At 60.3% G+C, this 13,309-nt stretch carries 12 protein-coding genes; 7 read left to right on the forward strand and 5 right to left on the reverse strand.

Annotated features, from left to right (window positions below; translation table 11 throughout):
• Nucleotides 1-39: 39 nt before the first annotated feature.
• Nucleotides 40-942 carry an Hsp33 family molecular chaperone HslO gene (gene hslO / locus AC0Z8Z_RS20060; RefSeq protein WP_485620276.1) on the reverse strand — a complete coding sequence of 301 codons (903 nt, stop codon included), beginning with the start codon at nt 940-942 and terminating at the stop codon, nt 40-42.
• A gap of 98 nt (nt 943-1,040) precedes the next feature.
• On the opposite strand from hslO, the gene AC0Z8Z_RS20065 reads away from it, so the two are divergent.
• Nucleotides 1,041-1,850, forward strand: coding sequence for a phosphatase PAP2 family protein (locus AC0Z8Z_RS20065; protein ID WP_122534068.1), 810 nt, complete (start codon nt 1,041-1,043; stop codon nt 1,848-1,850).
• 65 nt (nt 1,851-1,915) lie between these two features.
• Here the strand turns inward: AC0Z8Z_RS20065 and AC0Z8Z_RS20070 are convergent, their stop codons facing one another.
• A complete protein-coding gene (locus AC0Z8Z_RS20070) occupies nt 1,916-2,317 on the reverse strand; it encodes an RNA-binding S4 domain-containing protein (protein WP_205485232.1) in 402 nt (133 codons plus the stop codon).
• A gap of 119 nt (nt 2,318-2,436) precedes the next feature.
• Between AC0Z8Z_RS20070 and rimA the strand changes: the two genes are divergently transcribed.
• The 3 genes from rimA to rimK are packed head-to-tail and all read left to right on the forward strand — an operon-like array spanning nt 2,437 to nt 4,610.
• A complete protein-coding gene (gene rimA / locus AC0Z8Z_RS20075) occupies nt 2,437-3,210 on the forward strand; it encodes a S6 modification regulatory phosphodiesterase RimA (protein WP_485620277.1) in 774 nt (257 codons plus the stop codon).
• Nucleotides 3,211-3,225: 15 nt separating this feature from the next.
• Nucleotides 3,226-3,708, forward strand: a complete 483-nt coding sequence (rimB, locus tag AC0Z8Z_RS20080) for a retropepsin-like aspartic endopeptidase RimB (protein ID WP_065987437.1) — start codon at nt 3,226-3,228, stop codon at nt 3,706-3,708.
• Nucleotides 3,705-4,610 (forward strand): 30S ribosomal protein S6--L-glutamate ligase, encoded by a 906-nt coding sequence (rimK, locus tag AC0Z8Z_RS20085; protein WP_065987438.1) that lies wholly within the window; start codon nt 3,705-3,707, stop codon nt 4,608-4,610. The genes rimB and rimK overlap by 4 nt, the downstream gene beginning before the upstream one ends.
• Before the next feature lie 81 nt (nt 4,611-4,691).
• Here the strand turns inward: rimK and AC0Z8Z_RS20090 are convergent, their stop codons facing one another.
• Together AC0Z8Z_RS20090 and ompR are read right to left on the reverse strand one after the other, a co-directional pair.
• A complete protein-coding gene (locus AC0Z8Z_RS20090; RefSeq protein ID WP_065987439.1) occupies nt 4,692-6,005 on the reverse strand; it encodes an ATP-binding protein in 1,314 nt (437 codons plus the stop codon).
• A gap of 166 nt (nt 6,006-6,171) precedes the next feature.
• Nucleotides 6,172-6,912 (reverse strand): osmolarity response regulator transcription factor OmpR, encoded by a 741-nt coding sequence (gene ompR / locus AC0Z8Z_RS20095; RefSeq protein WP_065987440.1) that lies wholly within the window; start codon nt 6,910-6,912, stop codon nt 6,172-6,174.
• 277 nt (nt 6,913-7,189) lie between these two features.
• Here ompR and AC0Z8Z_RS20100 point away from each other — a divergent pair, with 277 nt between their 5' ends.
• The 3 genes from AC0Z8Z_RS20100 (at nt 7,190) to gshA (ending at nt 11,681) form a co-directional block, all read left to right on the forward strand.
• Nucleotides 7,190-9,514 (forward strand): Tex family protein, encoded by a 2,325-nt coding sequence (locus tag AC0Z8Z_RS20100; RefSeq protein ID WP_172610339.1) that lies wholly within the window; start codon nt 7,190-7,192, stop codon nt 9,512-9,514.
• Nucleotides 9,514-9,897, forward strand: a complete 384-nt coding sequence (locus AC0Z8Z_RS20105; protein ID WP_122623487.1) for a PaaI family thioesterase — start codon at nt 9,514-9,516, stop codon at nt 9,895-9,897. Before AC0Z8Z_RS20100 ends, AC0Z8Z_RS20105 begins: the two co-directional genes overlap by 1 nt.
• 197 nt (nt 9,898-10,094) lie before the next feature.
• A complete protein-coding gene (gene gshA, locus AC0Z8Z_RS20110; RefSeq protein ID WP_485620278.1) occupies nt 10,095-11,681 on the forward strand; it encodes a glutamate--cysteine ligase in 1,587 nt (528 codons plus the stop codon).
• Between the two features lie 324 nt (nt 11,682-12,005).
• Here gshA and argA read toward each other — a convergent pair whose 3' ends face one another.
• Nucleotides 12,006-13,304: an amino-acid N-acetyltransferase gene (gene argA, locus AC0Z8Z_RS20115; RefSeq protein ID WP_122534074.1), complete on the reverse strand. Its 1,299-nt coding sequence runs from the start codon at nt 13,302-13,304 to the stop codon at nt 12,006-12,008.
• Between the last annotated feature and the right edge of the window lie 5 nt (nt 13,305-13,309).

The following is a 13,309-nucleotide window of genomic DNA, read 5'->3' on the forward strand; positions in this document are numbered from 1 at the left end:
GGCCGGGCGGAAAGCTTTCAGCGCAGGACCCGCACTACATTAATGGCGGGTATCGGAAGGGGTATCCACCCCACCCCCTGCAAACAACTGCGCTACATCGGTCGCATCGAACAGATAGCGCTGATTGCAGAACTGGCAGTCGATCTCCACCGCACCGTGATGCTCGACCACCAACTGCTGTGCATCTTCCAGACCAAGACTGACCAGCGCATTGCCAGAACGTTCGCGCGAGCAGCTGCAACGGAACACCAATGGCTGGACGTCGAACATGCGCACGACGTCTTCGTGGAACAGCCGATGCAACACGGTTTCGTTGGTCAGGCTGAGCAGTTCCTCGGCGGTCAGGGTGTCGACCAGTGTGTTGACGTGCTGCCAGCTGGCCTCGCGTTCTTCAAGCTCTTTCAGCTTTTCAGCTGGCAGCTGTTGCAGCAGCAGGCCCCGTGCGCGCTTGCCGTCGGCCTTGATCCAGAAGCGAGTCGGCAATTGTTCCGACATCACAAAATACTCGGACAGGCACGCCGACAGGTCGACGCCATCAAGGCCCACGATGCCCTGATAGCGTTTGCCCTGACGCGGGTCGATGGTCATGGTCAGGTCGCCATTGGGCATCAGGTCGAGTAGCGTGGCGTCAGGCTTGACCAGGGTTTCGTCGTAGCGCGCAATGCCGCGCAATTCCCGCTCGCTGGAGCATTCGACCATCAGCAACGATACCGGCCCAAGCGACCGCGCCTGCAAAATCAGCAAGCCGTCGAACTTCAGTGTGCCGACCAATAGCGCGGCGGCGGCGAGCATCTCGCCGAGTAACTGGGCGACTGGCTCGGGGTACGGGTGCTTGGCAAGTACCTCGGCGTAGCTGCGCTCAAGGGCCACGAGCTCGCCGCGAACGTCGCTCTCGTCGAAGATGAAGCGCTGGGTGTAATCGGTATCCGCAAAGTCTGACATAGGAGAAGGTATCTGAATGGATGACAAAATGATGACAAGCGCCTATAAAGCGCGGTTTAGCACCGACGGGTGCACTGTCATGCCGATGGGGGCATTTTATGGACTATCCCGCATTGTTCCAACCCAAGTGGAACGCCAAAAAATTCATGCTGTGCAATCTGGTGGCACTGGCACTGCTGCTGCTTTGGATCTGGCCCACGGGCCACGCGGCTTTCACGCACTTCGATGAAGGCCTGTTTCACGTACTGAACCGCCCGCTTGAGCAAAACAAGGCGTGGTTGTGGATCTGGACGATTGCCAGCATGCGGCCCTTCGATGTCGTCGTTGGCCTGATCCTTCTTACGCTGCTTATCAAAGGCGAGTGGGTATTCAAATCACTGCAAACGCGTGCTGCGCTGATCGGCTTTGTGTTGACGCTGATTCTGCTGCTTATCATTCGAACGGTGTTTTCCAAAATCATCGACCACAGCGCACTGCAACATGACAGCGCATCGATGATGATCCCTGATGCCATCAAGCTCAGCGACATATTCCCGGGGCTTGAAGACAAGTGGCAGCTCAAGGATCGCTCCAGCCAGAGCTTCCCGGGCGACCACGCTTCGGTGCTGTTGATCTGGGCGATGTTCATGAGCGTCTATAGCCGCACGGTTGGCCAGCGTGTCGTCATCTGGGCGCTGGCGTTCCTGTTCATGATGCCGCGCCTGGTTGCTGGCGCTCATTGGGGTCAGGACGATTACATCGGCGGCGTGATGATCGCGTTGCTCGCCCTTGGCTGGAGCTGCTACACCCCGTTCGTTGCCACCGTCACCGCTTTCCTGTTTCGACTGACCGCGCCCGTGTTCAATGTGCTGGGCCGCCTGCCGCTGCTCAAATGCCTGAGCATCATGAAGCAGGGCTCTCATTTGTAAGCTGCCTGTCGCCACTGAGCAGTCCGGGGTCGATGAGTGCGCGATCCCGGAAAGCGGCTAGATCGTCAGTCGTCACCCGAACGAAAATGAAACAATTGCCGGCGCTGCTTCTTGGTCGGCCTGCCGTCAGTCGTCACGCCCAGGCTTCCGGCCTTGCGCATCTCGGCGGCTTGCTCGCGTTTGGCAAGGCTCTCCGGCGTTTCGCTATACAGCAACTGAGCCTCAGGCGCGCCACGGCGGACAATCGACAATGCCTTGACGACGACGGTCCGCTCATCGAAGCCTGCTCTGATCTGCAACTCATCCCCCACACGCGGCTCTTTTCCCGGCTTGCAACGCTCGCCGCGGCAATGAACCTTGCCGCTTTCAATGGCGGCTTTCGCCAAGGCGCGCGTTTTGAAGAAGCGTGCCGCCCAAAGCCATTTGTCCAGACGGACTTTGTCGTCCTCGTCTGACTTCTGTGTCATCTGAATTCCTCAATCGTGTAATGGTCAGAAACCGTACTACGTCACGCCGGGGACGCAGTAACCGCCACCCTCGTTTACACTGCCCACCAAGACTAAAGCACCGGCTTCAGGAGAACGACGTGACAGACTTCCCAACGTCATTGACTGGTGGGTGCGAGGGCTGCAAAGAAAGCTCCGTGCTGGATTTCGAATTTGAATTTGCCTATCAGCCTATCGTGGACGTCCGCGACCACTCGGTGTTTGCCCACGAGGCGTTGGTACGTGGCGTCAACGGCGAAGGTGCCTTGTCTGTGCTGAACCGGGTTGACGACACCAACCGTTACCGTTTCGATCAATTGTGCCGAACCCGCGCGATTTCAACTGCCGCCCGGCTGGGAATGGACGAACACCTGTCGATCAACTTCCTGCCGAATGCGGTTTATCGCCCCGAACTGTGCATTCGCAGCACCCTGGAAGCCGCCCGGGCCCACAACTTTCCGCTGGACCGACTGATCTTCGAGACCGTCGAAACCGAGCACATTTGCAACAACAGCCACCTGACCAACATTCTTCGCCAATACCGCCAGTTTGGCTTCAAGACCGCCATCGACGACTTTGGCGCCGGGCACTCAGGGCTGACCCTGCTCGCCGACTTTCAGCCTGACTTGATCAAGCTAGATATGGCGCTGGTGCGCAATGTCCATCTCGACCCCGCACGGCAGGCCATCGTGCGCGGCATTGTCACAATGTGTGCGGACCTGGGCGTTACAGTGATCGCCGAAGGCATTGAACATGCAGGCGAACGGGATTTCCTCGCCGACTGCGGCATTTACCTGATGCAAGGCTACTGGTTCGCCAAGCCAGCATTCCAGGCGCTGGCGCATATCGATGCCGCCGCCTGGCAGAACGTGTAAACGAACGGAACCGCTTTGAAAACATTTGACCATCTGACAGTTATCGGCCTTCGCGAATGGGTGGCTTTGCCCCATCTGGGAGTCGCCGGGTTGCGCGCGAAAATCGACACCGGGGCGAGCACTTCCAGTCTGCACGCGACAGAAATAGAACCGTTCGAACGGGACGGCGAAAAATGGGTGCGCTTCAACGCGCATCTGGGGACGGTGGTGCAGCTGCGTCATCGTCGCTGCGAGGCTCAACTGGTGGCGATGAAAACCATTAAAAGCTCCAACGGCCACGCCCAGGTTCGCTACGTCATTCGTACGACCTTGGCGCTGGGGGATCGGGTCTGGCCAGTGGAATTCACGCTGGCCTGCCGCAAGGCCATGCGCTACCGGTTGCTACTGGGCTCCAAAGCCCTGATTGATGGCCAGTTGGTGGTCAATCCGGGTGTTACTTATATTCAGGACAAGCCGGTATTCCCGGCTTCAAATCTCTCTGCCACAGGTGCTGCATGAAGATCGCTGTGCTTTCGCGAAACCCGCGTCTGTATTCAACTCGTCGTCTGGTCGAAGCTGGCATTCAGCGCGGCCATGAGGTCGTGGTGGTCGATACCCTGCGCGCCTATATGAACATCGCCAGTCATAAGCCGCAGATCCACTACCGAGGAAAACCCCTGGAAGGCTTTGATGCGGTGATACCGCGCATTGGCGCCTCCGTGACCTTCTACGGCTGCGCCGTGCTGCGTCAGTTTGAGATGATGGGCGTGTTCCCGCTCAATGAATCCGTCGCGATCGCACGATCGCGCGACAAATTGCGCTCGCTGCAGTTGTTGTCGCGTCGGGGTATCGGTTTGCCCGTCACCGGCTTCGCTCACTCACCGGATGACATCCCAGACCTGATTCAAATGGTCAACGGCGCACCCCTGGTCATCAAAGTGCTCGAAGGCACGCAAGGCATTGGCGTGGTGTTGTGCGAAACCGCGACGGCGGCTGAATCCGTGATCGAGGCCTTCATGGGTCTGAAGCAGGACATCATGGTCCAGGAGTACATCAAGGAAGCGGGTGGCGCCGACATCCGCTGCTTCGTGGTGGGGGACAAGGTCATTGCTTCGATGAAGCGTCAGGCGAAGCCCGGGGAATTCCGTTCCAACCTGCATCGTGGCGGCACCGCCAGCCTGATCAAGATCACGCCGGAAGAGCGCATGACGGCCATACGCGCGGCCAAGGTCATGGGTTTGAGTGTCGCGGGCGTCGATATCCTGCGCTCCAACCACGGGCCACTGGTGATGGAGGTGAACTCGTCGCCAGGTCTTGAAGGCATTGAAACCACGACCGGCAAGGATGTGGCGGGAATAATCATCGAATACATCGAAAAAAACGGCGGGCCGCACATGACCCGCACCAAAGGCAAAGGCTAACGGCTTAGCCCGTCTCTGCACGGAGGCCTTGGTCGCGAGCACGCCAGTCGCCCAGGGCCCCCAGGCAGAATCACGAACGAATCAATCGGCATCCCGCGGCAACAACAGCCCCAACGGCAGCCGAACCCTGGCCTCCAGCCCGCCTCCCGAACGATTGCGCAGCTCGACATTGCCGCCGTGCATCGCCGCAATGCGCTTGACGATCGCCAGGCCAAGCCCTGTGCCCTTGCCACTTCTGGCGCGGTCGCCACGGATGAAAGGATTGAAAATCCCCTCCAGTTCCGACGGATCAATACCCATACCGCGATCCAGCACGCTTAGCACCACATAGGGCGCACCGCTGTCGCCGGAAACGTAGGCCGCCACTTCAACGCCGTCACCGGCATGGTGCATGGCATTGCCGATGAGGTTATTGAGCAGCCGCTTCATGGAAACCCGTCGCAGCGGGAAAGGCGGAATGGACTCCAGACACAGCCGGACCTGCTCCACCGGGTTGTTGTATGGCGCGACAACTTCGTGGACCAGCTCAACCAGATCGACTTCCTCGACCTCTTCATCACGCCCATCCCTGATAAATGCCAGGAACTGATCGAGGATGGCGTCCATGTCTTCGATGTCGCGCACCATGCCTTCCATGAACTCGTTGTTGGTCGGCATCAACTCCAGTGACAGGCGCAACCGGGTCAGCGGCGTCCGCAAATCGTGGGAAACCCCGGCCAGCATCAGCTCGCGCTCCTGACCGGCTTGCTCAACGTCTTCGGCCATCTGGTTGAACGCGCGGTACACCTCGGTGATCTCGCTGGGCGTGTCGCCGACCGGCAAACGCACACTGCGCCCCTGCCCTAGCTGGCGCGCGGCAAAGACGAGGCGTTTGAGCGGCTGATTGAGCTGGCTGACGAAGATCCACGCCGATGCCGTCGAGAGCAACCCGATCGCCAGGAACCAGCCCAACACGCTCCAGATTTTCTGCCCGCGCAAGGGATGTGGGTACAGCGGCACTTTCAGCCAGCCATCGCCGAGACTCGGCGCCCTCACCCACAACGCCGGGGGCGCGTGGACACGCAGGCGCACTTCGGTGTCCGCGCCCAACTCATCCTGCATCTGCCGCTGATAGATCTCTGAGTACGGCCAGTGCTGCTCGCCTTCAGGCACACCGCCGCCTACCACACGGATAAGCCCGGCAGCGTCGGCGATGGTCTGCCGGTCGCTCTCATCGGCCGCCCAGTAAGCCCGCAAAGTGAGTGCAACGCCGTGGCTGTACTGGCGATCGACCAGAACATCCTCGTTCATCAGCAGATAGACGAGGGTCAGCGCCTTCGAAAACAGCACGACAATGAGCACCAGCCACAGGGTGCGGGAGAAAAAGCTTTGCGGGAACCAGAGCGGTGTCTTCATAACAGCAGCTATACACTTTGCGGAAGCGAGGCGGGCTCGCGAATTTGCGGAACACATGACACAGCAAAAACCAGTCACGCCAATGGCCGCTTCCGCGAACATTGAGGTGACTGGCTAACGGAGGCGGGCGTGAGACAGGCCCGGCAGGTTACCGTCGAACTTGCTGCTACTGCTTGTTGGCACCGTCTGGCACGAAAACATAACCCACTCCCCAGACCGTCTGAATGTAACGCGGCTTGGCAGCGTCCACTTCAATCAGACGACGCAGGCGGGAGATCTGGACGTCAATGGAGCGCTCCAGCGCGTCCCATTCGCGGCCACGGGCCAGGTTCATCAGTTTGTCCCGCGTCAACGGCTCACGGGCATGCATGACCAACGCCTTCAGCACGGCGAATTCACCGGTGGTGAGCATGTGAACTTCGTCGCCGCGCTTGAGCTCGCGAGTGGCGAGCGACAGAGCGTAATCGCCAAAGGTGACGGTTTCGTCTTCGGTGGCGGGTGCGCCGGGTACGGGTGCGGATTGACGACGCAGCACGGCGCGGACGCGAGCCATCAGTTCGTCAGGATTGAAAGGTTTTGCGAGGTAGTCGTCGGCGCCGAGCTCAAGGCCCTTGATGCGGCTAAGCTCGTCGCCCTTGGCGGTCAGCATGATGATGGGGACTTGATTGTTCGCGGCGCGCAGGCGGCGGCAGGCGGACAGGCCGTCTTCGCCCGGCAGCATCAGGTCCAGCACCACGAGGTGGAACACTTCGCGCGCCAGCAGCCGATCCATTTGCTCCACGTTGGGCACAGCCCGGGCGCGGTAGCCCTTGCTGTTGAAAAAGCGTTCTAGCAGGCTGCTCAAGCCCGGGTCATCGTCAACGATGAGGATTTTCTCGCCTTCAGCCGTTTGTGCAGTGCTGCTCATTGGAAGCTCCTTTGATCTCGGCGCGCATTATGGCGTAGCTGCAGTTATGCGCACCGTGTGCATTGTTAGCAGATTTTTCCTGACTCCACATGGGCGCTCTCGTCCAGTCGCCTGAGGGAAATTCACAGCGTCCGCGCGGGCTGAAACCGGCGTGACGGGCCGATCCCCTATTCAGGGCTCACTGGGTATAATGCGCCGCCTTCAAGGTCAGGCAACGCTCGTTCAAGGCGGTTCGCCAGTCGCTGATTTTATGCACACACATTTGCCAGGTGGTTTTATGGACAGTATCAACAGCCGCATCGCCGAGGAACTCGGCGTCCGCCCGCAACAGGTCGAAGCGGCCGTAGCGCTACTGGATGAAGGCTCAACGGTGCCTTTCATCGCTCGCTACCGCAAGGAAGTCACTGGCAGCCTCGATGACACTCAACTGCGTCATCTGGAAGAGCGCCTGCGCTACCTGCGCGAACTCGACGAGCGCCGCATCAGCATCCTTGCCAGCATCGAAGAGCAAGGCAAGCTGACCCCTGAACTGGCGCGCGACATCAAGCTCGCCGACACCAAGACTCGCCTTGAAGACTTGTACCTGCCGTATAAGCAGAAGCGCCGCACCAAGGGCCAGATCGCACTGGAAGCCGGCCTGGGCGAGCTGGCCGACGGCATCTTCAACGATCCGACCCTGTCCCCTGAAACTGAAGCCGCGCGCTTCGTCGATGCCGAAAAAGGCTTCGCCGACGTCAAGGCCGTACTTGAAGGCGCCAAATACATTTTGATGGAGCGCTTTGCCGAAGACGCGACGCTGCTGGAAAAGCTGCGCAGTTTCCTCAAGCACGAGGCCGTGATCAGTGCCCGGGTAGTGCCAGGTAAAGAGGAAGAAGGCGCCAAGTTCCGCGACTACTTCGAACACGACGAGCCGCTCAAGAGCATGCCGTCGCACCGCGCGCTGGCGATCTTCCGGGGTCGCAACGAGGGCGTGCTGAGCTCGGCGCTGAAAGTCGGTGAAGAGCTGCCAGGCACCCTGCACCCCTGCGAGATGATGATCAGCGAGCGCTTCGGCCTGCAGAATCAGAACCGCCCTGCGGACAAATGGCTGGCTGAAGTGGTGCGCTGGACCTGGAAGGTCAAGCTGTACTCCAGCCTCGAAACCGACCTGCTCGGCGAGCTGCGCGAAGGTGCCGAGACCGAAGCGATCAACGTATTCGCTCACAACCTGCACGACCTGTTGCTGGCCGCTCCTGCGGGGCCGCGCGCCACGCTGGGCCTCGACCCGGGCCTGCGCACGGGCTGCAAGGTCGCCGTGGTCGATTCCACCGGCAAATTGCTGGACTACGCCACGGTTTACCCGCACGTACCGAAAAACCAGTGGGATCAGACCATCGCCGTGCTGGCTGCCCTGTGCGCCAAGCACTCGGTTGACCTGATCGCGATCGGCAACGGCACTGCCAGCCGCGAAACCGACAAGCTGGCCGGCGATCTGATCAAAAAATACCCAGGCCTGAAGATGACCAAAGTCATGGTCTCCGAAGCCGGCGCTTCGGTGTACTCGGCGTCGGAACTCGCCGCCAAGGAATTCCCGGACCTCGACGTTTCGATCCGCGGCGCCGTGTCCATCGCCCGCCGCTTGCAGGACCCGCTCGCCGAACTGGTGAAAATCGACCCGAAATCCATAGGCGTTGGCCAGTACCAGCATGACGTATCGCAGCTGAAGCTGGCCCGCGGCCTCGACGCAGTGGTGGAAGACTGCGTGAACGCCGTCGGTGTGGATGTGAACACCGCCTCTGTCGCCCTGCTGGCGCGGATCTCCGGCCTGAACACCACGCTGGCGCAGAACATCGTTTCCCATCGTGACCAGAATGGCGCGTTCAAAACCCGGGCTGCGCTGAAGAAAGTCCCGCGCCTGGGCGAGAAAACCTTCGAACAGGCCGCAGGCTTTCTGCGCGTCATGAACGGTGACAACCCGCTGGATTCGTCCGCGGTTCACCCTGAGGCGTATCCGCTGGTGCAGCGCATTGCCGCCCAGACCGATCGCGACATCCGCTCGCTGATCGGCGACGCAAGCTTCCTGAAACGTCTCGATCCGAAGAAATTCACAGATGAAACCTTCGGGCTGCCGACCGTCACCGACATTCTTCAAGAGCTGGAAAAACCAGGCCGAGATCCGCGTCCGGGGTTCAAGACCGCTGAGTTCCAGGACGGCGTTGAAGACTTGAAAGATCTTCAGCCGGGTATGATCCTTGAAGGCGTTGTCACCAACGTCACCAACTTTGGTGCATTCGTTGATATCGGCGTTCATCAGGACGGTTTGGTACATATCTCTGCGCTTTCGGAGAAGTTCATCAAGGACCCTCGCGAGGCGGTCAAAGCCGGCGATGTGGTGAAGGTCAAGGTGATGGAGGTGGACATCCCGCGTAAGCGCGTGGGTCTGTCGATGCGCATGAGCGATACACCGGGCGAGAAGGTAGATGGCGCTCGCGGTGCCCGTCCGGGAGCCGCGCCGCGTCAGCAGCAAAGCAATGCCCCTCGCAAGGAAGCCGCCACCCCGGCGCCGAGCAATAACCCGATGGCGTCGCTGTTCGCCAATGCCAAGCAACTGAAGAAGCGCTGATGGATATCCCTGACGAACTGACCCAGAGCGCCTACTTCAAGACGCTCGGATGCCGAGTGGTGCAACTGGACGAAGGCGTTGCTGTGGTGGCCTTGCCGCTTGAGCCACACCTGCGCAATCGCGGCAACGTCATGCATGGCGGCGCGCTGTTCAGTCTGGTCGACATCACCATGGGCCTGGCCTGCTCCAGCGCCCACGGCTTCGACAAGCAAAGCGTCACCGTGGAATGCAAGATCAATTACATGCGCGCCGTGGCCGAGGGCGAAGTCATCTGCACCAGCACGGTGTTGCATGCCGGACGCCGAACGCTGGTGGTTGAAGCTGACGTTCGCCAGAACGACAAGCTGGTTGCCAAAGCGCAGGGCACGTTCGCGATCGTCTAGCTGTCCGATAGCGTTATGAGTTAATTTCGGCACTGTTCAGCAGTGTCGAAATTTTCTGATTTCCTAGTAGGAACGATCAGCGACGGGCATCGGCGTTAGGGCCATCGACGAGGCGAAAACGCCAGTTCCTTTCTTCACCCTTGTAGACCGCCATATCGCCCCCATATAGGGCCGACTGACGCGTGAAGGATTCCAACTTGAGCGAACTTCTCAACCGCCGCCTGACTCTGCTTGGCGAGCACTCCAACCTCTCCCTTCTGGAGAAGTGCTTGCATGGCATCGAGCGTGAATGCCTGCGCGTTACGGGCGAAGGCCGCCTGGCACAAACCCCGCACCCGGAAGCCCTCGGCGCGGCGCTGACCAATGAGCAAATCACCACCGATTACTCCGAGTCTTTGCTGGAGTTCATCACTCCGGCCCTGGCCAACCCTGCCGACACGCTGGAAAGCCTGGAGAAGATTCATCGCTTCGCGTACAGCAAACTGGGTAGCGAATACATCTGGAGCCCTTCGATGCCGTGCCCGCTGCCGGCCGAGGCGGATATCCCGATCGCCTATTACGGCACCTCCAATATCGGCAAGCTGAAATATGTCTATCGTCAGGGCCTTGCCTTGCGTTACGGCAAAACCATGCAGTGCATCGCCGGCATTCATTACAACTTCTCGCTGCCCGAAGCCATCTGGCCCGTGCTCAGGCAGGACGCGAAATTCGAAGGTGATGACCGCGACTTCCAGTCCGAAAGCTACATCGGCCTGATCCGCAACTTCCGTCGTTACAGCTGGCTGCTGATGTACCTGTTCGGCGCATCGCCGGCGCTGGACGCCAGCTTCCTGCGCGGCCGCTCGCATCAGCTTGAGCAGTTCGACGCCGACACGCTGTATCTGCCGTACGCCACCAGCCTGCGGATGAGCGATCTGGGTTACCAGAGCAATGCCCAGGCAGACCTGACGCCTTGTTACAACGATCTGCTGACCTACACCGACAGCCTGCGCCGCGCGGTGGCAACGCCCTACGCGCCCTACGTCGAGATCGGCACACACAAGGATGGCGAGTGGATTCAGCTGAACACCAACGTCCTCCAGATCGAAAACGAGTACTACTCGACGATCCGCCCGAAACGCGTCACCTACTCCGGTGAGCGTCCGATTCAGGCGCTCGTCGCCCGCGGGGTGCAGTACGTGGAAGTCCGCTGCCTGGACATCAACCCGTTCTTGCCGGTCGGCATCGACCTTGAGCAATCGCGCTTCATTGATGCGTTCATCCTGTACTGCGCACTGCACGACAGCCCGCAACTGGCGAGCAACGAATGCGGCAACGCCAGCACGAACTTCCTGACCGTGGTCAAGGAAGGTCGCCGCCCCGGCCTGCAACTGAACCGCAACGACACGACAATCGACCTGAAGGTCTGGGCCAACGAGATGCTGGACACGATCAAGCCGATCTGTGAACTGCTCGACGCCAGCCAGGGCACGGATCAGCACGTCAAATCGCTGGAGGTTCAGCGGGCAAAAGTCGCAGACGCTTCTCTGACGCCTTCGGCAAAGGTGCTGGCGGCGATGACCGAGCACAAGGAAGGGTTCACGGCCTTCTCGCTGCGCCAGTCACAGATTCATGCCGAGCATTTCCGCAGCAATCCGCTGAGTGCCGAAGACCAGACCCATTTTGAAAGCAAGGCGCGCGAGTCTTTGGCTCAGCAAGCGGAGCTGGAACAGACCGAAGAGAAAGTGGATTTCGACACGTTTGTGGGTGCCTATCAGGCAAGCATTCTGGCGATCAGCAACTGATCAGAGTGGGTCGTGTCATCACTGACACGACCCGATCAACCCTGTGGGAGTACCACGCCCTTCCTACATTGGATTTCGGTCGTTCAGCACCTGAGCAGCTGACCCAGCGCCTTCGCGAGCAAGCTCACTCCTACAGGTTTTGCATTCAACGCTGATCTCCGGTGCACTACGACCCATTGTGGGAGCGAGCTTGCTCGCGAAAGCAGTGGCTCAGGCGAGAGAGATGTAGCGCCTGACTTAGCCGCCTCGCGAGCAAGCTCGCTCCTACAAGGGTGGTATCGAACCGAAAATGCGCGTCAGGCTTCAGGCCCTGACGCGCTTCGCTTAAATCGCCTTTTCGAAAATCTTCGAATTACGCTGGTAGTTGTAGAGCGACGCACGTGCGCTGGGCAGGCGATCAACGCTGCTGGCCTCGAAACCGCGCTCCTGGAACCAGTGGGCGGTGCGCGTGGTGAGGACGAACAGGGTTTTCAGACCCAGCGCCCGGGCGCGTTCTTCGATGCGTTCGAGCAGTTCGTCGCCGCGCCCGCCGTGACGGTATTCCGGGTTAACCGCCAGACACGCCAACTCACCCGTCTCGGAATCGGCAATCGGGTACAGCGCCGCGCAGGCGATGATCAAGCCTTCGCGCTCGACCACGCTGAACTGCTCGATTTCACGCTCAAGCACTTCCCGCGAACGACGCACCAGAATGCCCTGTTCTTCAAGCGGCGTGATGAGGTCGATCAGCCCGCCAACGTCGCCAATCGACGCTTCGCGCACCAGTTCGAACTGCTCCTGGGCCACCAGTGTGCCGCCGCCGGCGCGGGTGAACAGCTCGGAGAGCAGCGCGCCATCTTCGGCGTAGCTGACGATATGGCTGCGCGCCACACCACCGCGGCAGGCCTGCGCCGCCGCATCCAGCAGCTCCGCCTGGTAGTTGCTGCCCAGCCGCTGAAGGTGCGCGGGGACCTGTTGTGGACGCAGCTCACGGACCAATCGGCCCTGCTCGTCCAGCAAGCCTGACTCGGCGCCAAACAACAGCAGCTTTTCCGCCCCCAGATCAATCGCCGCACGCGTCGCAACGTCTTCGCAGGCAAGGTTGAAAATCTCGCCAGTGGGCGAATACCCCAGCGGTGACAGCAACACGATGGAGCGTTCGTCGAGCAGCCGGCTGATGCCCTTGCGGTCGATGCGGCGTACTTCACCGGTGTGTTGGAAATCGACGCCCTCAAGGACGCCGATCGGGCGCGCCGTGACGAAGTTGCCGCCTGTGACGCGCAATCGCGAGCCCTGCATCGGCGAGGCGGCCATGTCCATCGACAAACGCGCTTCGATGGCGATGCGCAGGGCGCCGACGGCGTCAATCACGCATTCGAGGGTGGCGAAATCGGTAACGCGCATGTCGTGATGAAAATGCGGCGTCAGGCCACGGGCCTGCAAGCGGCTTTCGATCTGCGGGCGGGAGCCGTAAACCAGTACGAGGCGCACGCCGAGGCTGTGCAGCAACACGAGGTCGTGGACGATGTTGCCGAAGTTCGGGTGCTCGACGCCATCGCCTGGAAGCATGACGACGAAGGTGCAATCCCGGTGGGCATTGATGTAGGGAGACGCGTGGCGGAGCCAATTAACGTAATCGGGCATATCCG

It is taken from the genome of Pseudomonas sp. 1L-C-7-B-C1 (genome assembly GCF_057291635.1).

What these genes read in the sequence shown, in the direction of transcription:
- hslO (WP_485620276.1), bottom strand. Translation starts at nt 942, where the DNA reads ATGTCAGACTTTGCGGATACCGATTACACCCAGCGCTTCATCTTCGAC.
- AC0Z8Z_RS20065 (WP_122534068.1), top strand. Translation starts at nt 1,041, where the DNA reads ATGGACTATCCCGCATTGTTCCAACCCAAGTGGAACGCCAAAAAATTC.
- AC0Z8Z_RS20070 (WP_205485232.1), bottom strand. Translation starts at nt 2,317, where the DNA reads ATGACACAGAAGTCAGACGAGGACGACAAAGTCCGTCTGGACAAATGG.
- rimK (WP_065987438.1), top strand. Translation starts at nt 3,705, where the DNA reads ATGAAGATCGCTGTGCTTTCGCGAAACCCGCGTCTGTATTCAACTCGT.
- AC0Z8Z_RS20090 (WP_065987439.1), bottom strand. Translation starts at nt 6,005, where the DNA reads ATGAAGACACCGCTCTGGTTCCCGCAAAGCTTTTTCTCCCGCACCCTG.
- ompR (WP_065987440.1), bottom strand. Translation starts at nt 6,912, where the DNA reads ATGAGCAGCACTGCACAAACGGCTGAAGGCGAGAAAATCCTCATCGTT.
- AC0Z8Z_RS20100 (WP_172610339.1), top strand. Translation starts at nt 7,190, where the DNA reads ATGGACAGTATCAACAGCCGCATCGCCGAGGAACTCGGCGTCCGCCCG.
- AC0Z8Z_RS20105 (WP_122623487.1), top strand. Translation starts at nt 9,514, where the DNA reads ATGGATATCCCTGACGAACTGACCCAGAGCGCCTACTTCAAGACGCTC.
- argA (WP_122534074.1), bottom strand. Translation starts at nt 13,304, where the DNA reads ATGCCCGATTACGTTAATTGGCTCCGCCACGCGTCTCCCTACATCAAT.